Origin of the sequence: Corynebacterium sp. UMB9976, from assembly GCF_030212265.1 — a bacterium.
Taxonomy (GTDB): domain Bacteria; phylum Actinomycetota; class Actinomycetes; order Mycobacteriales; family Mycobacteriaceae; genus Corynebacterium.
Map to the genome: position 1 here is coordinate 1 of NZ_JASODY010000026.1, position 18,914 is coordinate 18,914.

Annotated in this window: 16 protein-coding genes and 5 tRNA genes; 9 read left to right on the plus strand and 12 right to left on the minus strand. The window is 64.9% G+C overall.

Going from position 1 to position 18,914, the window contains the following annotated elements:
- Positions 1 to 149 precede the first annotated feature (149 nt).
- From QP140_RS08935 to QP140_RS08950, 4 genes are all read right to left on the minus strand, one after another.
- Positions 150 to 223, minus strand: a tRNA-Pro gene (locus QP140_RS08935).
- A gap of 118 nt (positions 224 to 341) precedes the next feature.
- Positions 342 to 416, minus strand: a tRNA-Gly gene (locus QP140_RS08940).
- Positions 417 to 535: 119 nt separating this feature from the next.
- The gene (locus QP140_RS08945) at positions 536 to 1,009 is read right to left on the minus strand and encodes a ribose-5-phosphate isomerase (RefSeq protein WP_284759288.1); all 474 of its coding nucleotides are present in this window, start codon (positions 1,007 to 1,009) and stop codon (positions 536 to 538) included.
- A 5-nt stretch (positions 1,010 to 1,014) separates the two neighbouring features.
- A complete protein-coding gene (locus tag QP140_RS08950) occupies positions 1,015 to 1,668 on the minus strand; it encodes a mycothiol-dependent nitroreductase Rv2466c family protein (protein WP_442875034.1) in 654 nt (217 codons plus the stop codon).
- Between the two features lie 139 nt (positions 1,669 to 1,807).
- On the opposite strand from QP140_RS08950, the gene pepN reads away from it, so the two are divergent.
- Both pepN and QP140_RS08960 read left to right on the plus strand, forming a co-directional pair.
- Complete coding sequence (gene pepN, locus QP140_RS08955; RefSeq protein ID WP_284759290.1) at positions 1,808 to 4,474, plus strand: aminopeptidase N; 2,667 nt, start codon at positions 1,808 to 1,810, stop codon at positions 4,472 to 4,474.
- A 175-nt stretch (positions 4,475 to 4,649) separates the two neighbouring features.
- On the plus strand, positions 4,650 to 5,060 hold the full coding sequence (locus QP140_RS08960; protein ID WP_284759291.1) for a globin: 411 nt from the start codon (positions 4,650 to 4,652) through the stop codon (positions 5,058 to 5,060).
- On the opposite strand, the gene QP140_RS08965 is transcribed toward QP140_RS08960, so the two are convergent.
- From QP140_RS08965 to QP140_RS08990, 6 genes are all read right to left on the minus strand, one after another.
- Positions 5,057 to 5,839 (minus strand): hypothetical protein, encoded by a 783-nt coding sequence (locus QP140_RS08965; RefSeq protein WP_284759293.1) that lies wholly within the window; start codon positions 5,837 to 5,839, stop codon positions 5,057 to 5,059. The two genes, QP140_RS08960 and QP140_RS08965, sit on opposite strands and share 4 nt — an antisense overlap.
- A 28-nt stretch (positions 5,840 to 5,867) precedes the next feature.
- Positions 5,868 to 7,073: an RtcB family protein gene (locus QP140_RS08970; protein ID WP_284759295.1), complete on the minus strand. Its 1,206-nt coding sequence runs from the start codon at positions 7,071 to 7,073 to the stop codon at positions 5,868 to 5,870.
- 70 nt (positions 7,074 to 7,143) lie between these two features.
- On the minus strand, positions 7,144 to 8,169 hold the full coding sequence (locus QP140_RS08975) for an LLM class oxidoreductase (RefSeq protein WP_284759296.1): 1,026 nt from the start codon (positions 8,167 to 8,169) through the stop codon (positions 7,144 to 7,146).
- A gap of 56 nt (positions 8,170 to 8,225) precedes the next feature.
- The gene (gene ettA, locus QP140_RS08980) at positions 8,226 to 9,896 is read right to left on the minus strand and encodes an energy-dependent translational throttle protein EttA (protein WP_070758674.1); all 1,671 of its coding nucleotides are present in this window, start codon (positions 9,894 to 9,896) and stop codon (positions 8,226 to 8,228) included.
- Between the two features lie 219 nt (positions 9,897 to 10,115).
- The gene (locus QP140_RS08985) at positions 10,116 to 10,625 is read right to left on the minus strand and encodes a single-stranded DNA-binding protein (protein WP_284759297.1); all 510 of its coding nucleotides are present in this window, start codon (positions 10,623 to 10,625) and stop codon (positions 10,116 to 10,118) included.
- A gap of 338 nt (positions 10,626 to 10,963) precedes the next feature.
- The gene (locus tag QP140_RS08990) at positions 10,964 to 13,264 is read right to left on the minus strand and encodes a bifunctional copper resistance protein CopD/cytochrome c oxidase assembly protein (RefSeq protein WP_284759298.1); all 2,301 of its coding nucleotides are present in this window, start codon (positions 13,262 to 13,264) and stop codon (positions 10,964 to 10,966) included.
- Positions 13,265 to 13,367: 103 nt separating this feature from the next.
- Between QP140_RS08990 and QP140_RS08995 the strand changes: the two genes are divergently transcribed.
- The 5 genes from QP140_RS08995 to QP140_RS09015 all read left to right on the plus strand — a co-directional run bounded on the left by QP140_RS08995 (position 13,368) and on the right by QP140_RS09015 (position 15,783).
- Positions 13,368 to 13,441, plus strand: a tRNA-Arg gene (locus QP140_RS08995).
- 170 nt (positions 13,442 to 13,611) lie between these two features.
- Positions 13,612 to 14,457 (plus strand): mycolate reductase, encoded by an 846-nt coding sequence (cmrA, locus tag QP140_RS09000; protein WP_284759299.1) that lies wholly within the window; start codon positions 13,612 to 13,614, stop codon positions 14,455 to 14,457.
- A gap of 30 nt (positions 14,458 to 14,487) precedes the next feature.
- On the plus strand, positions 14,488 to 15,129 hold the full coding sequence (orn, locus tag QP140_RS09005) for an oligoribonuclease (protein ID WP_284759300.1): 642 nt from the start codon (positions 14,488 to 14,490) through the stop codon (positions 15,127 to 15,129).
- Between the two features lie 171 nt (positions 15,130 to 15,300).
- Positions 15,301 to 15,376: transfer RNA gene (locus QP140_RS09010), tRNA-His, on the plus strand.
- A gap of 140 nt (positions 15,377 to 15,516) precedes the next feature.
- The gene (locus QP140_RS09015; protein ID WP_070758801.1) at positions 15,517 to 15,783 is read left to right on the plus strand and encodes a PLDc N-terminal domain-containing protein; all 267 of its coding nucleotides are present in this window, start codon (positions 15,517 to 15,519) and stop codon (positions 15,781 to 15,783) included.
- Here the strand turns inward: QP140_RS09015 and QP140_RS09020 are convergent.
- The gene (locus QP140_RS09020; RefSeq protein ID WP_012360645.1) at positions 15,780 to 15,989 is read right to left on the minus strand and encodes a heavy-metal-associated domain-containing protein; all 210 of its coding nucleotides are present in this window, start codon (positions 15,987 to 15,989) and stop codon (positions 15,780 to 15,782) included. The two genes, QP140_RS09015 and QP140_RS09020, sit on opposite strands and share 4 nt — an antisense overlap.
- Before the next feature lie 151 nt (positions 15,990 to 16,140).
- On the opposite strand from QP140_RS09020, the gene QP140_RS09025 reads away from it, so the two are divergent.
- On the plus strand, positions 16,141 to 17,124 hold the full coding sequence (locus QP140_RS09025) for a phytoene/squalene synthase family protein (protein WP_284759302.1): 984 nt from the start codon (positions 16,141 to 16,143) through the stop codon (positions 17,122 to 17,124).
- Between the two features lie 9 nt (positions 17,125 to 17,133).
- Here the strand turns inward: QP140_RS09025 and QP140_RS09030 are convergent, their stop codons facing one another.
- The gene (locus tag QP140_RS09030) at positions 17,134 to 18,357 is read right to left on the minus strand and encodes a L,D-transpeptidase (protein ID WP_284759306.1); all 1,224 of its coding nucleotides are present in this window, start codon (positions 18,355 to 18,357) and stop codon (positions 17,134 to 17,136) included.
- A gap of 334 nt (positions 18,358 to 18,691) precedes the next feature.
- On the opposite strand from QP140_RS09030, the gene QP140_RS09035 reads away from it, so the two are divergent.
- Positions 18,692 to 18,768: transfer RNA gene (locus QP140_RS09035), tRNA-Lys, on the plus strand.
- Positions 18,769 to 18,914: the final 146 nt, after the last annotated feature.

Here is an 18,914-nt window from a genome sequence, read left to right on the forward strand (position 1 = left end):
AACCTCGGCATCCAAAAAGGCTGGATCAAATAACCGCAACACGCCCGGAAAAGACACACTTTTCTTTACTTAACCCTTACTTAACCCCGCTTGACGAGCCTAAACACAAGAAAACCCCTAGTCCGAAGACTAGGGGTGAACCTTTGCCGTCGGGGCAACAGGATTTGAACCTGCGACCCCTCGCTCCCAAAGCGAGTGCGCTACCAAACTGCGCCATGCCCCGGCCACACTTTCGCGAACCTAAGCTCGCGTTGCGTGCGCTCTAACCATACGTTAGCCCTGGGGAAAGTCCAAACCGCTGTGTGCAGTCTGGAATCCCCCGCTATAACCGCTGGTCAGAGTGGAGGGAACGACGGGAATCGAACCCGCGTCTTCAGCTTGGAAGGCTGAGGTATTAGCCACTATACGACGTTCCCAGAAAGCAATCTTCGCATCATGCCGGCCCGGCGTGAGCACGAAGCTTGCTGTGGATAGACACCCTACACGATGGCGCGGTCAACTACCCAACCGGCGCCACCGGGGTGAGCCGTGGAGTTTAGGCCTCCGGGAGAGCCGGAGCCTCACCGGTCTTCTCGTACTCAGCGAGGATGTCGATACGACGCTTGTGGCGCTCCGCCTCGCTCCACTCCTGGGCGATGAAGGCGTCCACGATGGCCAGCGCCTCCTCCTCGGAGTGCATCCGGCCGCCCAGGCCGATGAGCTGGGCATTGTTGTGCTCGCGGGCGAGCTTCGCGGTCTCCACGGACCAGGCCAGCGCGCAGCGTGCGCCCGGCACCTTGTTCGCGGCGATCTGCTCGCCGTTGCCGGAACCGCCCAGGACGATGCCCAGGGAGCCCTCGTCGGCAACGACCCGGCGGGCTGCCTCGATGCAGAAAGCCGGGTAGTCGTCGTTCGCGTCGTAGGTGTGTGCACCGCAGTCAATCACCTCGTGGCCAGCGGCCTTGAGGTGGTCTGCGATGAGGTTTTTCATGTCAAAACCGGCGTGATCGGCACCAAGATAAATTCGCATGATCTTTAGCCTACCGCAGTCTCCGTGGCGCTCGGATCCTCCGTGCGGGTCCGCTTGAGCTCGAAGAAGTGCGGGTAGCTGCCCAGGGTGACGGAGGCGTCGAAAAGCTCGCCTGCCTGATCCCCCTTCGGCACGCGGGTCAGCACAGGACCGAAGAAGCCGCGGCCGTCGATGTCCACGATCGGGGTGCCGACCTCGTCGCCAACCAGGGAGATTCCGTGCCGGTGGGTCTCCTTCAATTCGTCGAGGAATGCGTTCTCGGCGTGAGGGCGCAGCCCGATGCGGTCGATGAAGCCCTCCGGCAGGTCGAGCTTCTCAACGACCTCGGCGATCAGGTCGTCGTAGCAACCGATGTAATCCCGCTCGCCGCGGTTCTCGTTGTGGATGGCCTCGCCCATCAGGGTGTAGTAATCGGCGATCTGATCCGGGTGCTTGGTGTAGATCGCAGCAGCGGCCAGCGCCGGTGCCCAGGCTGCCTCCATGCGGTCCATGTAGGCGGGGTCGAGGTCGCGGCCGTCGTTGAGGACGGACAGGCTCATCGGGATGAAGTTCACCTTCACGTCGCGGACCTTTTCCACCTCCAGCAGCCAGCGGCTGGTCACCCAGGCGAAGGGGCAGGTGACGTCGAAGTACATGTTCAGCTCGTTCGTGGTGGCCACGGCGGGCTCCTTTCCTTTTCTTCTTCTGTTCTTCCCGCCACTGTATACATCTCGCCGGACTCCACGTTTTCTTAACGACGACGCCCTCGGGTGCAAGGAGCGGAAATCCGTGTCCGGGCCCGCGCGTAGGGTGGAGCGCATGACCTCAACGAATCTCACTCAGACCGAAGCTCAGGCCCGCGCCGAGCTGATCTCCGATGTCCACTACACCGTGGAGCTGGACCTTTCTGCCGGCGAGGATATGCAGCGCGAGCAGTTCCCGAGCCGCACCACGATCTACTTCCGCTCTGGCGCTGGCTCCACCTTCGTGGATTTCCGGGCGCGCGAGGTGAACTCCGTCCACCTCGATGGGAAGGACATCACCGAGCAGGCCATCGGTACCGGCGACTACGACGCCACCGCGGGCATCGTCCTTGCTGATCTTGCTGAGGGCGAGCACCAGCTGGTGGTGGACGCGCTGGGCGATTATTCCGTCACGGGCGAGGGTCTGCACCGCTTCCAGGACCCTGCGGACGGCAATATTTACCTCTACTCCCAGTTCGAGACCGCCGACGCGAAGCGTGTCTTCGCCTGCTTCGACCAGCCGGATATCAAGGCCACCTACTCGCTGAGCGTGCGTACCCCGCAGCCGTGGCGCGTCGTCACCAATAACGTCGTCTCCACCGAAGCCGAGGGTGACACAGTGCTCCACCGCGCGGAGGTGGACTACCTGCTGTCCACCTACCTGATCGCCTTCTGCGTTGGTCCGTGGCACGAAGTCACCGACGAGTGGCGCGGCGAGATCACCGCCCACCCGGAGACCTCCGACGATGCTCTGACGGCAGCGCGCACCCGCGGCGAGATCCAGAACAGCGGTTCCCAGACCGTTCCGCTGGGTCTGTACTGCCGCCAGTCCCTGGCTGAGCACCTGGACGCCGAGGAGCTGTTCACCGTCACGAAGCAGGGCTTCGATTACTACTCCGAGCACTTCGGCATCGCTTATCCCTTCTACAAGTACGACCAGGTGTTCTGCCCGGAGTACAACATGGGCGCGATGGAGAACGCAGGCGTGGTGACGATCCGCGACGAGTACGTCTTCCGGTCCGCGGCCAGCCACTATGAGTACGAGCGCCGTGCGGACACGATCCTCCACGAGCTGGCGCACATGTGGTTCGGCGACCTGGTGACGATGACCTGGTGGGATGACCTGTGGCTCAACGAGTCCTTCGCCACCTGGTCCGCTGCCATGAGCCAGGCCAATGCCACCCGCTTCGACACCGCCTGGGTGACCTTCGGCAATAAAGAAAAGGCCTGGGCCTATGCTCAGGACCAGCTCTCCACCACCCACCCGGTGTTCACCGACGCCTCCGATATCGTCACCGTGGACGCCAACTTCGACGGCATCACCTACGCCAAGGGCGCAAGCGTGCTCAAGCAGCTCGCCGCCTACGTGGGTCTGGAGGCCTTCTTCGCCGGGGTGCGCACCCACTTCGCGGCACACGCCTGGGAAAACGCCACCTTCGACGACCTGCTCTCCGCGCTGGAGCGCTCCAGCGGCCGGGACCTGTCGGACTGGGCGGATCAGTGGTTGAAGACCACCGGCATCAACACGCTCAAGGCCAGCTTCGACGTCCTCGATGGCGCCTACCGGAACTTCGCCGTCGAGCAGAGCGGGGCGGCCCCGGGGGCGGGCGAAACCCGTACCCACCGCATCGGCATCGGCATCTACCGCACCGACGACGACGAGCAGCTCAGCCGCATCACCCGCGTGGACGCCGACGTCGCTGGGCCGACCACCGCGATCCCAGAACTGGACGGCACCCCGGCAGGTGAGCTCGTCATCGTCAACGACGACGACCTGAGCTACGCCTTCATCGAGCTGGACGCAGATTCCCTCAAGGTGGCGACCGAAAACATCACCGCGATCGCTGACCCGATGCCGCGCTCCCTGATCTGGTCCGCGGCCTGGAACATGACCCGAAATGCGCAGATGCGCGCCCGCGACTTCGTGGCGCTCGTTGCGCGCGGCGCCGTCGCGGAAACCGAGATGGCGGTGCTGGAGCAGGTTCTCGCGCAGTCCCGGGTGGCGGTGAGCACCTACGCTGCCCCGCAGTGGCGCGAGCAGGGCTGGGAACTGCTGCGCGAGGCCTTCCTGCGCGGCATGAAGGAAACCACTGGCCAGGCGCAGCTGGCCTTCGCCCGCGCGTTTGCACACAGCGTCCACAGCGCCGAGTCCGCCCAGATCTTGCAGGAGCTGCTCGGCGGAGACGCGGCGAACTATGCGCCGGGGCTGGAGATCGACCAGGACCTGCGCTGGCAGTTCCTCATCGCCCTGGCGGCCAGCCAGGACGAAAGCGGGGAATCCGAAGAGCAGGTGGACGCGCGAATCGCCGAGGAGGAGACCCGCGATGCATCCTCCTCCGGTGCGATGCTGGCGCTGGAGGCACGCTCGGCTGTCCCAACCGCCGAGGTCAAGGCCGCGGTGTGGGAGGAGATCACGCAGCGTGGACCGCAGCTTTCCAACCTCGCGCTGCGCCACCGCATGGCGGGGCTGACCCGGGTGGGTCAGGGCGAGCTGCTGCAGCCCTTTGGCCCTAGCTACGTGGCCAATGCCGCCCGCCTGTGGGAGGAGCTCAGCCCGGAGATGGCGCTGCGAACCCTCTCCGGCATCTACCCGGCCTGGGACCTCAGCGAGGAGACGGACCGCCAGGTCGCGGAGCTGATCGAGGCTGCGGATACCCCGGCCGGATTGCGCCGCACCCTGCGAGAGGGCCGCGACCGGGTGGCTCGCGCCAAGACCGCCCAGGCCTTCGACGCCGCCGAGTAGTGGCTTAAGACGTGGTGCCGGAGCCAGCTCGAGACTAGACTGCCCGCGACAACAGCCGGGAAAACGCTAGTCTCGGGAGGAAAGAACCAGCCGCGGCGGGGGCTCCGGCCCCGTTCGCGTGCACCGATGGGTGGCCCGAATGGCAGGCACCCCAGAGAGGAAAAGTTGAGGAGCAATGGGCACTTTTTATGATGCAGTTGGGGGCGAGGAAACCTTCCGCACCATCGTGTCCGAGTTTTATAAGCAGGTGAAGCACGACGACATCCTGGGCCCGATGTACCCAGCCGACGACATGGCGGGTGCTGAGGACCGGCTGCGCTGGTTCCTCGCGCAGTACTGGGGCGGGCCGGAGACCTTCAACGAGAAGCGCGGCCACCCCCGCCTGCGGATGCGCCACGCCCAGTTCCACATCGACGAGGCGGCTCGCGACCGCTGGCTGGAGCTCATGGCTAATGCCATGGAGACCGTGGACGAAGAGACCCTGCCGGCCGAGCACCGAGCCGCAATGTGGGATCACATGGAGCGTGTAGCGCAGATGCTGGTCAACGAGCCGACCATGCGCTCCGGCCGCTCCTGGGACGCCTAAGGCAGACGCGCCAGTCCCCCGGGTCGCGGCGCATAGAGGGTGCCGAAGACCCCGTCCAGCCGGATCCAGGATCCGGTGGCGGCCACCCGCACCACGTCGAGTTGGCGCCCTGGGTACTTCTCCTGCAGCGCGGCTGGCGGTGGGTTGATGACGCCCGTCGCTCCGGCCGTGGCGACCATCCGGCCGGTGATGTTCACCAGCTGGGGTGTTGCTCCCCCGGCCGGATCTCCATTCGAGGCCTCCCCGGAAGAGCCCTGCCCAGCCTCGCTGGTGACCTCCACCAGCTCCTGGTCCAGCATCGAAGGGGCTAGCCCCGCGGGTCCGCCGCGCAGCTCGTGCTCCTCCTCCATCTCGCGGTAAACCTCCCGCAGCACCTCGGCGGGCACCCAATCCACCAGCTGGAAACCGCTGACGGGTGGCAGGGCGCCCAGCCACATCATGTCCACGCTGGTGCCCAGATCGAAGGTGGCGTCGGACTCACCTGGCCCGCCATCGGTGCCCGCGGAGCCCGCCCACTGCTGCAGCGCATCCTTCACTGCTGCTGCCCGCACGACGGTCGAGTCGGCGTCGTCGTCCTGTCCGTCCAGCACCGCCCCGGGCAAGCGCTGGCTGAGAGCGCAACCAAGTGGGGTGGAGAAGAAAATGTCCAAGCCATCCGGCAATGGGCGCAGCCGAGCGAGCGCCTCGGGGTCCATGCTCAGCACCCGCTCCGCCACACTTGCGATTCGACGCGCCACGGAGCGCGGGGCCTTGTTCACCATTCGCAGCTGCACACTCATGGCCACCAGCCTAACCACACGCCTAAGGCTATGTGCCCTTGAGGTTCAGCACCTGGCGCAGCTCGTGGACGACCTCGACCAGGTCGCGGGCGTCCGCCATGACCTGATCGATGGGCTTATAGGCGTCCGGGATCTCGTCCACCCACGCCGCGCCCGGTCGGTAGACGATGCCGGACATCCGCTGGTCAAGATCCTCGGCGGTATAGCGCTTCTTCGCAGCCCGGCGCGAGAGCACCCGGCCGGCGCCGTGTGGGGCCGACCAGAAAGCCTGCGGGTTTCCCTTGCCGCGGGTGACGTAGGAGCGCGCACCCATGCTGCCGGGGATAAGGCCCGGGCGGCCAGCTTCCGCGTTGATCGCCCCCTTCCGGGTCAGCCACAGCGTGTTCCCGTCGATCGTCACGGGTTCGGTGTAATTGTGGTGGGTGTTGATGCGCTCGACTTCCACCGCGCCTTTTTCAGCGTTGCCCTGCCCCGTCGCGCCCTGCTCCCCCATCGCGCGGGCCAGTTGGTCAACGAAGCGGTCCATCATCTCCTCGCGGTTGGCCAGGGCGAAGGACTGCGCCCAGTGCAGCTCGGCGATGTATTGATCGAATTCCGGGGTGCCCTCCCGCAGGTAGGCATGGTCGCGGTGCGGCAGCTCGATGCCCGCCTCGGCGCATTGCTGCTGGGCGATGCGGATGTGTTTCTGCGCGATCTTGTTCCCCACTCCGCGGGAGCCGGAGTGCAGGAAGCACCAGACCCGACCCTGCTCGTCGATGCACAGCTCAATGAAGTGGTTGCCGCCGCCCAGGGAGCCGAGCTGCTCGCGCCATTTCGGGGAATGGGACAGGTCCACCCCATCGCGCTTGGCGTGCTCCTCCAGCTCCGCGATCCGGCGTGCGGTGTGGTCCAGGTGGATCTTCTTGTTGTAGTTGCCCGGCGAGAGCGGAATCGCGCGTTCCAGTTCATCGCGCAGGGCGACGAGGTCGAGGCCGGCGATGTCTGCTTCCGTGTACTTCGTGCGGGCGGCGATCATGCCGCAGCCGATATCCACGCCGACCGCTGCGGGGATGACCGCCCCTGCGGTGGGGATGACGGTGCCGACCGCACTCCCCATCCCGAAGTGTGCGTCCGGCATGAGTGCGACGTGCGGGGTGACGATGTCCAGCGTGGCCAGGTCGATGGCCTGCTGTTCGGTCCCCTCATCGAGGATGGATGCCCAGGACAGGACGCGGGGCGCGATCTTCTTCGGCATGGTCTTCCTTTCTTTTTCCTGTGGGCGGTGGTTTCTGCTCTTCGCAGGACGTTCGTTGCGTTCCCAGGGGCTATCCGGTCACCTTCGGTAGCACGTGCTCGGCGATCTCTTCGATCTGCTCGCCGGCCCGGCTTGTGGAGCCCAGCAGGTTGATGCTGACGTGGTTGATCCCGATCTCTCGTTGGGAGTTCAGCAGAGAGACCAGGGTATTTCGCCCGAGCCGGTAGCCGAAGGTTCCGCCCTGGGCGGAGGCGTCCGGATCCTCGTGCAGGTCGATCCACATCGCCTCCAGGAAAGGTTTGAAGGTCCCTTCCCCGCACGCGTCGACGACGGCTGCGCGCCACTGTTCGATGTTCTTCTTCTGGACGGCGAGTCCCTTGTGGTACATGAACCAGCCGTCGGTGTGCTCGGCTTTCCACTCCAGGCTCTGCTGACAGGAGCCGGTGGCCAAAACGGGCACGTGGTGGGCGGTGGGTTTGGGGAGCACCTCGGCCCCGCCGACCTTGCCCTCGGACCAGCCGATCGGTCGCATGCTGGTGCGCAGTGCCTTGGTGTAGACGGCGAGGTGTTCGCGGAAGCGTTCGTCCCTGGTGCCCTGCTCCTGGTTGAATGCGGGGAACTCTTCCGGGCGGTCACCGGTGGCGATACCCATGAGGAAGCGCCCGCCACTCAAGCGGTCCAGGCTTGCGGCCCGCTTGGCCATCAACAGGGGGTGCTGGAAGGGGACGACGATCGCCGCGGTTCCCAGCGCAATCCTCGAGGTCTGCGCCGCGATGTAGCTCAGGCACATCCAGGGGTCGTAGACCTGCCCGTCGTCGCCGAAGGTCTCCACGCTCAAGGGGATGTCGCGTGCCCAGACAGCAGAAAAGCCGCCGTCCTCGGCGAGACGAATCAGGCGTAGCTGTTCGGCGAGGTCGGCGGCGGGATCTGCACTACTCCCCGATCCTGCTGGGTTGGCTACCTCCGTGGGGCGTTCGCTGTCGCGGCGCCCGATGGGCAGGGAGAGCCCCACCGACAGCCGGCCGGGAGCGAAGTTGCGCTGGTAGCCAGGCAGCTCGGTGATGGGGGTATCGGAGATTGAACGCAGCGGGGTCATACCGCCCACGCTAGTACAGCGCGAGCAGCAAAGCCCCTGCTTAGCGGGCTAAGCGCTTAGCGGGTCAGGCGGCGGTGCGTGACGCGGGACGGACGTGCCGCCTCCGGGCCGAGGCGCTCGACCTTGTTCTTCTCGTAGTCCTCGAAGTTGCCCTCGAACCAGTACCACTGGCCCTCAGCAACGTTGCCCTCCCAGGCGAGGATGTGGGTACAGGTGCGGTCCAGGAACCAGCGGTCGTGGGAAATCACGACGGCGCAGCCCGGGAACTTCTGCAGCGCGTTCTCCAGGGAGCCGAGGGTCTCGACGTCGAGGTCGTTGGTGGGCTCATCCAGCAGGATCAGGTTGCCGCCCTGCTTCAGCGTCAGCGCGAGGTTCAGGCGGTTGCGCTCACCACCGGAGAGCACCTTGGACGGCTTCTGCTGGTCCGCACCCTTGAAGCCGAATGCGGAGAGGTACGCGCGGGATGGCATCTCGTTCTGGCCGACGACGATGTAGTCCAGGCCGTCGGAGACGACCTCCCACACGGTCTTCTCCGGGTCGATGTTCTCGCGGTTCTGGTCCACGTAGCTCAGCTGCACGGTGGAACCGACCTTGACCTCGCCGGAGTCCGGCTCCTCCAGACCAACGATGGTCTTGAACAGCGTCGTCTTACCCACACCGTTCGGGCCGATAACGCCGACGATGCCGTTGCGAGGCAGGGTGAAGGAGAGATCCTTGATCAGTACGCGGTCGCCGAAGCCCTTGGTGAGGTTGTTGACCTCCACGACCTGGTTGCCCAGGCGCGGCGGGGTCGGGATCTGGATCTCCTCGAAGTCCAGCTTGCGGTACTGCTCGGCCTCCGCAGCCATCTCCTCGTAGCGCTCGAGGCGGGCCTTGTTCTTCGCCTGGCGGGCCTTCGCGCCGGAGCGGACCCAGGCCAGCTCCTCCTTCAGGCGCTTCTGCAGCTTGGCGTCCTTCTTACCCGCGACCTCGAGGCGCTTAGCCTTGGTCTCCAGGTAGGTGGAGTAGTTGCCCTCGTAGGGGTAGAGCTTGCCGCGGTCGACCTCACAGATCCAGCCTGCGACGTGGTCGAGGAAGTAACGGTCGTGGGTCACGGCCAGGACGGCACCCTTGTAGTCGGCCAGGTGCTTCTCCAGCCACAGGACGGACTCGGCGTCCAGGTGGTTAGTCGGCTCGTCGAGCAACAGCAGGTCCGGCTCAGAGAGCAGCAGCTTCGCCAGGGCCACGCGGCGGCGTTCACCACCGGAGAGGTTGGTCACCGGCTCGTCGGACGGCGGGCAGCGCAGGGCCTCCATGGCCTGCTCGATCTTGGAGTCAACCTCCCAGGCGTCGGCGGCGTCGAGCTCCTCCTGGAGCTTGCCCATCTCTTCCATGAGCTCGTCGGTGTAGTTGGTCGCCATCTCCTCGGCGATCTGCTCGAAGCGCTGCTTCTTCTCGAAGATGTCGCCCAGGCCCTCTTCGACGTTCTCGCGGACCGTCTTCTCCTCGTTCAGCGGCGGCTCCTGCTGCAGGATGCCCACGGTCGCGCCCGGGTCGTGGAAAGCCTCACCGTTAGATGGCTGGTCCAGGCCGGCCATGATCTTCAGGATCGAGGACTTGCCGGCGCCATTGGGTCCCACGACGCCGATCTTGGCGCCCGGGTAAAACATCATCGTGACGTCATCGAGGATGACCTTGTCTCCGTGCGTCTTGCGCACGTTCTTCATCGTGTAAATAAATTCGCCCACGGTGAACTACTTCAGCCTTTCCGTTGAAGAAAAAGTTCGATAAATCGCTGCCCCATAGTCTACGTGTTCGGCACCGATTTCAAGATTCCGCTGCTGCCCTCTCTGATTCAGTTCCTACTGCAAGACCAACGGCCGGGGCGCCCCCTTTCGCCCCGGCCGTTGTCTCCCCCGCTACCTGCGGATCCCCCGATTCCGCAGCCCCCCAAGCACAAGTTGCTTTTAGAACGGTGGCGCCGCCGCGCCAACCAGCTCGCGCTCCTCGTTGCTGCTTCCCGAAGCCGCGTCTTCCGCCGGCGAGTCATCGGCCTGCGACGTGGCCGCATCGGCGCCGTCTTGATCGGACTGCTGCTTATTGCCCACCGGCTCCTCGCGTGTGACCGTCACCCGGCGCAGGCCCATGTCCGCGCCGACATGGCTGGCCCGGATCCGCAACGCGGAGCGCTTCTCCCCGCTATCCTGCGCCGTCCACGTGGACTGGTAGAGCCGACCGACCACCACGACCGGCATGCCCTTGTAGCCATCACTCACCACATTCTGGGCCAGCTTCCCCCAGCACTGCACCGTGACGAAGGTGGGGCTGCCGTCCACCCACTGGCCGTTGCGGTCCTGGTAGCGGTGGTTGACCGCCATGCGGAACACGGCCATCGCTGCGTCCTCGGTGCGGTGTTTCATCTCCGGGTTGCTCACCATGTTTCCGGTGAGGTGAATCGTTGCCATCTGGCTGCTCATCGTGGACCACTCCTTCTTCGCGTGAATTGCTTGTCCCCCACCGGCAGTTAGCTCCCCCGCCGGTAGGTCCTTCTTTGAGCACCACGCCGCGGATTCTGCTGCGGTGCGTAGCCATTGGTTTACCGAATGCCCCGGCCAGCACACCTGATTCGCAGGCTCAGGCTGTGGATAGCGTTCCCGGCATGTGAGAATTCCACAGAACTCCACCCGTGGCTCTTGACGGCCCGTACCCGCCGTGAGATCCCCGCCGCCGTGCCATGCAGGCCACGGTGAATAACAAAGAAAAGGGACGCCACCAGGCGGGGCTGGTGACGTCCTCGAAAGAAGCGGTAACGGGGCTAGTCGGCGTCCTCGGTGGAGGCGTCGTCGGACTTAACGCCGGGCTCCGGGGCCGGGCGCTGCGACCGCGGGGCCTGGCCATAAGCGCCCGGGATGTTCGCGCCGTACTCCGGGGACGGCAGGTCGGTGAACTTCTGCCCCTTGCGGCGGCGGACCTGCTTGCGGCGGCGCTGCTTCTCGGTGTGCAGCTGACTTTGCACGGACTCGGTCTCGTAGTCGGCGGTGTAGTACTCCTTCTCGCCGAAGTCCCCGCCCTCGCCGGCCATGCTGGCCAGCATCGCGTTATAGGCCTGCAGATCCTGGCCACCGGTGCGGTCCTGGTGACGGTCGTAGCGCTTCGCCTCCCGATCCTCGGAGCGGTACCACTGCACACCGTGGGCGATGGAGACGATCAGCAGCGGCAGCTCGCCCAGGCCCCAGGCGATCGCGCCACCCACCCACTGGTCGTGGAGGATGTCCACCGCGAAAGGGAAGTCCAGGCGCTGGTAGAAGTCCGCGTTCATCGGACTGCGCATCTGCATCAGGGCGATGCCGAACCAGGCGTGGAAGACCACGGAGCCGAAGAGCACGAGCATCTTGTTGAACGCGGAGATGTGGCGCGGGGCGGCGTCCACACCAATGATCACCCAGAAGTAGATATAACCCGAGATCAGGAAGTGCCCGATCATGAAGAGGTGGCCGGAGTGGTTGCTGCCCATCCAGTCGAAGAGCGTGGACAGGTACAGCCAGTAGAAGCCCACGACGAACTGGATGCCCGCGACGATGGGGTGGGTCCAGAAACGGGAAATCGGGTTATTGATGAATACCACCAGCCACTCGCGCGGCCCCGGCACCCCGTCGCGGCCGGCGGCGGGAAGTGCTCGCAGGAAGAGGGTCATCGGGCCGCCGAGCGCCCAGCAGATCGGGACCAGCATGGCCAGGATCATGTGCTGCAGCATGTGCGGGGAGAACATCGCCATCGCGTACATGCCCAGCCCGGAGCTGGTGGCGTAGAGGAGGAAGACGTTGCCGGCGGTCCACCACAGCAGACGGTTGAGTGGCCATTCCTGGCCCTTCTTGCGCAGTGTGAACCAGGCCCACATGTACAGGACTTGCAGGATGATCGCGCCCACGCCGTAGACCAAGTCCAGGCGGAACATGCCGAACATGTGCAGGTAGTTCGGGGGCTCAGTGATGCGGAAGCCCAGCAGAATGTCCATCGTGGTGATCTCGATCTGCTGCGGCAGCGGGGGCGGGATGCGGGACAGAGAGATGGCCACGCCGATAGCACCCGCCATGACCAGGACCTCGCCGATCGCCAGGCGGCTAAATGCTTTGCGCGCCTCGGCGGTGGAGCTGCCGCCCTCCCCCTCGGCGGCCTCCAGCTTCGGGATGACCGACTTGCGGTGCAGGTAGCCGCACGCCAGCAGGACGATGCCGAGCACCGCCTTGGCGGTGATCACCAGGCCGTAGTCGGTGGTCAGCCACTCGGAGAAGCGCACGCGGATCGCAGCGTTCACCAGGCCGGAGAGAACCACCGCGACGAAAGCCCAGAAGGCCACGAAGCTATAGCGTTTCGTGATCAGCGCCAGGTGCGGGCCGCGCCGCTTCGCGTGCGCGACCAGGGCCATCAGACCACCAACCCACACGGCGGTGGCCATCACGTGCCACAGCAGGGAATTCACGCCAAAGTCGTGGTTACCGCCCGAAGCGGAGTGCCCATCCAGGGCAAGGGGGATCATCGAGCACAGCGCCAAGGCCAGGAAGACCGGCTGCCAGATCCACTTGCGGGTCAGCAGGGAGAAGAACCAGGTCAGGCCAGCGATGATCGCCACTGCAAGGAAGGCCTTTGCCGTGGAGACCTGCTGAATCGCCACACCCCACAGATCTGGCTTCAGGGTTTCCTTCAGCGGCGAGCCCGAAACATCGGACATGTACAACGGAATCAGGAACAGAGCGCACACGGCCCACAGGAACATTCCCCACTGGCCGGTACGGGCTGCGGCGTAGCCGTCGTAATCCAGGTAGCCGTCCCCCCGCGGCGGGGCGCCGAACGCGCTCATCAAGAACCCGCCCACGCCCATGCAACCGATCAGGGTGGCGGCGGAACGCAGGAAGGGCAGGCCGAAGGTCGTCGCGGTGCCCGGATCCGGCACGCCGAGGGCGGCGAGGGACTCGCCCAAGAACTCGACGCTGATGACCGCACCAACGATGCCAGCCACGAGCGCGGCGGCAATGTAGACGAGAATCGGCGGGCCTAGTTTCTGTGCACCGCTCCCCGGTTCGGCGGAGGCAGAGGCGTTCTTCACGGGCGCAGACATGTCTCACACAATACCCCCCGACCTGGTGATTACCATTTCCCCAGGCATCAACTAACCTATGGTGCGTGGCAGCGCCCGGAGGCCGGGAAAACGCTTGCTGCATGCCTCCGTAGCTCAGTGGATTAGAGCAGTGGGTTTCTACCCCATGTGTCGCGGGTTCGAATCCTGCCGGGGGCGCTTTGTGCTTTGAAGAGTCGGCTACCTCGCTGGCAGCGGTCGCCTAGGATTGACGCAGCACGGTTCTTAACACTCGCCGCCCGCACACACTCGCGTGGCTTGCTGCGGTGAGCGAGAACCCCGCGCAGGCGATAGGTCTGCGCACCCATCCGCCAACGTGAGGAGCCTTCTTGACCACCGAGCACAGCATCCCCCACCCCCGGGCTGGCACTTTCGCCCTCGTCACCGGCGCATCCTCCGGCATCGGCGAAGCCCTGGCCCTCGAGCTGGGGCGCCGCGGGCACGACCTCATCCTCGTTGCCCGATCCACCGGCCCCATGGAGGCCATCGCCGAGCAGCTGCCCGGCCGGGACGTTCGCATCCGCTCCGTCGATCTTTCCGACGCCGCCGCCCGCGCGGAGCTCATCTCCGAGGTCGAAGACCTGGACGTCAACATCCTCATCAACTCCGCCGGCATCGCCACCTTCGGCGACTTCACCGACCTCGACTACGGCGGGGAACGCGCCCAATTCGAACTGAACGCCACCGCCGTATTCGAGCTCACCGCCGCCGTCCTTCCTCGGATGCTGGCCCGCGGCGAGGGCGGCATCGTCAACGTCGGCTCTGCCGCCGGAAACATGGCTATCCCCGGCAACGCGACCTACGTGGGCACCAAGGCCATGGTCAACACCTACACCGAGGCCCTGCACTACGAGCTAAAGCCCAAGGGCATCAAGTGCACGCTGCTGGCGCCGGGCCCCGTGCGCGAGGAGGTCAAGGAGGAAGAGAAGAAGACCGGCGTGGATCGGGCTGTGCCGGACTTCGTCTGGACCACCTACGAGGACTGCGCCATCGAAACACTGGAGGCGCTGGCCGCGAACAAGCTGCGCGTCGTCCCTGGCCCGCTGTCGAAAGCGATGAACTTCCTGTCCACCTACGTCCCCCGCCGCGTGAGCGCGCCGATCATGGCGAAGCTCTACCGCAAGATGGCCGCCGAGGTCGCGGCGGAGGAAGCGGCGAAGAAGCAGCAGAACTAAAAGCAAGAACGAAGGAACCCAAGGAACACAGTGTCCACCCCCAAGACCACCCCTAATCAGGTAGCGAAGAACGACCGCATCGTCTGGGCAGACTGCGAGATGACCGGCCTGGACCCCGACCGCCACGTCCTGGTGGAGATCGCGGTGATCGTCACCGACGCCGAACTGCGACCCCTCGACGAGGGCATCGACCTGGTCATCCACGCAACCGAGGACGAGCTCGCCGAGATGGATGACTTCGTGCAGAACATGCACGCCCGCTCGGGGCTGACGGAGCAGATCCGCGAGTCCACGCTCTCCCTCGCGGAGGCGGAGCAGCAGGTGCTGGAGTACGTGCAGCGTTACGTGGAGGTCGAGCGGGCCGCACCACTGGCAGGCAACTCCATCGGCACGGATCGCCGCTTCATCGCGAAGTACATGCCGAAGCTGGACGAGTTCCTGCACTACCGCATGATCGACGTCTCCAGCATCAAGGAGCTCGCGCGCCGCTGGTACCCCAAGGTGTACGCGGGCCAGCCGCAGAAGGGGCTTTCCCACCGCGCTCTGGCTGATATCCAGGAGTCGATCCAGGAGCTCGCGTTCTACCGGCACGCGATCATGGTCGACGCGCCCGGCCCGGATAAGGGGCAGATCCTCGCAGCCGCTGAGGCTGCGGTTGAGCCCTGGGCCTAGGCCAGGGAAATCGTTCGGTGCTCGTTCATAAGGACGACGCCGCGTTCCACGCGGTCACTGTTGCGCGGTTGCGCGGCGGGATGTCGGCAGGTTCTGAGGCTTCCACGCTGGCGTTTTGGCGCTTTTCTGGTTCTGGCCTAATATAGTTCTCGCTGTCTTAGAGCAGTGATGGTGACTGTAGTTCAGCTGGTAGAGCACCAGGTTGTGATCCTGGGTGTCGCGGGTTCGAGTCCCGTCAGTCACCCCAGAGAAAGTCCCCGGCAGGATTCACCTGCCGGGGACTTTTCGTTGCTGCGGGAGCTTCCGCAAACGAGCGCGAACCCTCCCCCTGCCCCCCTAAGCATTCAACCCCTGCATTCGGGCCCCGCGGCATTATAGTTAGAGGTCATGAAGCTTATTCTCGCCGCTGGGGACTCCCTCCCCATGGAGGGCGATAACACGATTCCGCCGGCATATGACCTCCTGTGGGCAGGGCTGGCGGTCGCTTGGGTCGCCCTGCTAGCAACTGCGCTGATCCTGTTGTTTAAGGATCAGAACACGCCCCGAGCCGCCCTGCTGTGGTTCCTCGCGATCCTGGTGTTTCCGTTTCTCGGCTCGGTGGCCTACCTGGTCACGCGGAACCGGAGGAACCGGCAACAGCGCCAGCAGGTTTAGGCGCGCGCCGCGTCGTAGCCAGCCTCGTCGATAGCGGCGATGATCTGCTCCTCACTGACGGTGCCGTCGTTATCGAAAGTGGCGGTGCCCTTCTCAGCGGACACAGCGATGTCGCTGAGCCCACCCAGCGCGGAGAGCTCCTCGGTCACCGCGGCCTCGCAGTGCCCGCAGCTCATGCCCTCAACCTTGTAAACCTGTGCAGCCATGACTGCTCATCCCTTTCTCTTTTTCTTGCTTCGCTTTCCTTAGCGTGAGCGCAGGGAGCGCCCCCGCTGGAGCACCACCAGCCTACGCGGGGCTGCCCAGAAGATGCGGGCGATGGTCGGCTGCACCCGGTGGGCTAGAGTCAGATCCATCATGAAGCTCCCCCACCGTCCGCACCCCAGCCCCGCGGAGAAGTACGCCACCGTATCCCAGCGCGCGGCTGCTGAGGTCATTAGGGGATATTCCACCAGCTTTTCGATGGCCTCCTCCCTGCTGCGCGAACCGGTGCGCACCCACGTGCGCAACCTCTACGCCATGGTGCGGGTGGCAGACGAGGTCGTCGACGGGGTCGCCGCCGGTGCCGGACTGAACGCCGAGGCCACCCGCGCCTGCCTCGATGCCTACGAGCAGGCCGTGTACCAGGCCTGCGACCGCGGCTTCAGCACGGACCTGGTGCTGCACGCCTTCGCCCGCACCGCCAACGAGTGCGGGCTCGAGGACGCCGACCTGCGGGACTTCTTCACCTCGATGCGCCAGGACACCCTCGTCGCGGTTCACGACGCCGCGAGCGTCGACTCCTATGTCCACGGTTCCGCCGAGGTCATTGGACTGATGTGCAACGCCATCTTCGCTGCGGACTCCGCCGGTCGCGGGCGCCCGTGGTCCGCGCAGCGCCGCAGCCAGGCCAACGAGGGAGCGCTGGCCTTGGGGCGGGCTTTTCAGAAAGTGAATTTCCTCCGCGACATGGCCGAGGACACCCAGAAGCTGGGCCGGAACTACGTCTCGGGCGAGGCGATGACCGACCAGCCTGCCAGCCCGGGCGATCCGTCTCACACGAACAACGCCACCAGTTCCACCCCACGCGAGACCCCCGCCCCCACTACCCTGACCGCGCAGCAGAAGGCCGACTATATCGCGGACATCCGCGCTGATCTCACCCTGGCGGAGAGCGCCATCGGCCTGCTACCGGCCACCGCGCGGGCAGGAGTTGCGGCCGCCCACGCGCTGTTCGCCGAGCTCACCGAGCTGCTGGATCAGGCTAGCGTCGAAGAAATCATGGCGGGCCGGATTCGGGTTTCCGCACCCCGCAAGGCCGCTGTCACCGCCCGCGCTGCGGCCCGGGCGTGGCGTGCCTAAGCCTCCGTTTTAGTACTGCGGGCCGTCGCCGGCGTTACCGGCCTTCCAGGTCTTCCAGTCGATGTTCCAGTCCCCCAGGCCGTCGTAGCCCGGCAGCGTGGGCCCCGTGGAGTTCTTCACGGTCACGATGTCCCCGCGCTTGAAGTTCTGGTACACCCAGTTCGCGTTCTCCATGGACAGGTTGATGCAGCCGTGCGAGGTGTTCTGGCTGCCCTGCGCCCACACCGACCATGGGGCTGCGTGGATGTAGATCCCGGAGTAGCTCATCTGGGTCGCATAGGACACGTCCGTGACGTACCCGCCCTCAGCCTCGGAGTAGCCGAAGGTATTGGAGTCCATCGTCAGCGCCTCGTACTGGTCGCCGATCTGGTAGACGCCGTTCGGGGTCGCCCACTGCGTGTTATCACGGCCGTTGGACGTCGGCATCGTCTTCAGCGTCTGACCGTTCTTTGTCACGGTCATCGTCTTCGCGGCATCGTCAACGACGGCGCGGATGTCATCACCGATGGTGAACTTCGCCTTTCGGTTGTCTGCGGAGTACAGGCCGTCGCCGAGGTCCACACCGCGCAGCTTCGCATCCACGGTGACGGTGGTTCCCGGCTTCCAGTAGTTCTCCGGGCGCCAGCGGACCTCAGTGTTGCTGATCCAGTAAAACGCTCCTTCCACCTTCGGCTCGGTCTTGATGCTGATCGCATCCTGGACCGCCTTGCGATCTGTGGGGACGGCGTCGAGCTTCAGCGCGATGGACTGCCCCACACCCACCGTGGCCCCATCCAGCGGCGCGAGATAAGCGTTGGTCAGGACGTTGGGCTGGATCGTGGTGAAGGTCTGATTCAGGTCCGTCTCGCCGTTGGTCGCCGTGAGTGTGTAGGCCGCGCCGTATTCCATCCCGCCCGTGCTGCGCCACTCGGTCTTGTCTTTGTTGAGCTTGCCCTCGATGACATTGCCCGCACCATCGGTCAGGCTGACGTCGGACATTGCCTTGTCGGAGGTCAACGTCACGGTCTCGGTGGGGTTCACGCCCTCGGCACCGTCCTTCACGGAGGCGGTGATTCCGACCTTCTTCTCCTGCGCTTCTTCCGTAGCCGGGGTGTCATCCTTCGTACGGTCGGTGTCAATCGTGCACGCGCCGAGCGTGACAAGGCTGGCTGCTGCGACGGCGCCGACGATGGCGCGGCGGGGGTTCAATGCACGTCCGGCCTGGCGCTGACCGATTCGCGAAAGAAAGGACATCATGGGCTCCCAGGTAGGGCGCTGCCGGCTTCCAGCCTTCCCCAGTGGTGTCCGCTCACACGGTGGGCGGGCAATGGAAACATTCGGCAGCAGTTCACGCGGGTTTTGCCACCGCGGTGGGTGGCGGGTCCGCTGGCAATTTCTAATACCCGGTTAGCTTAGCCGGTCAGGCAGACAAACCGGAGGTACAACGTGGGAAGTTTTAGAACACTGTTATAAAACCGCTGTTTCTGCGCCATGACCAGGCGATTTGCCAAGTTTTAAAAAGCCTAATATAGTTTCATCTCGTTGCCACGGAGAGCACATGCAAGGCAGTGTTCACCTCGCAGCAGATGGGCCATTAGCTCAGTTGGTTAGAGCAACTGACTCTTAATCAGTGGGTCCGGGGTTCGAATCCCTGATGGCCCACCACTGATAATCTCCCGGCAGGTTTTCCTGCCGGGAGATTTTTCCATTCTGCCTCCAGGTTGCGCGCATCGCGGGTTAAGTAAAGAAAAGTGTGTCTTTTCCGGGCGTGTTGCGGTTATTTGATCCAGCCTTTTTGGATGCCGAGGTTG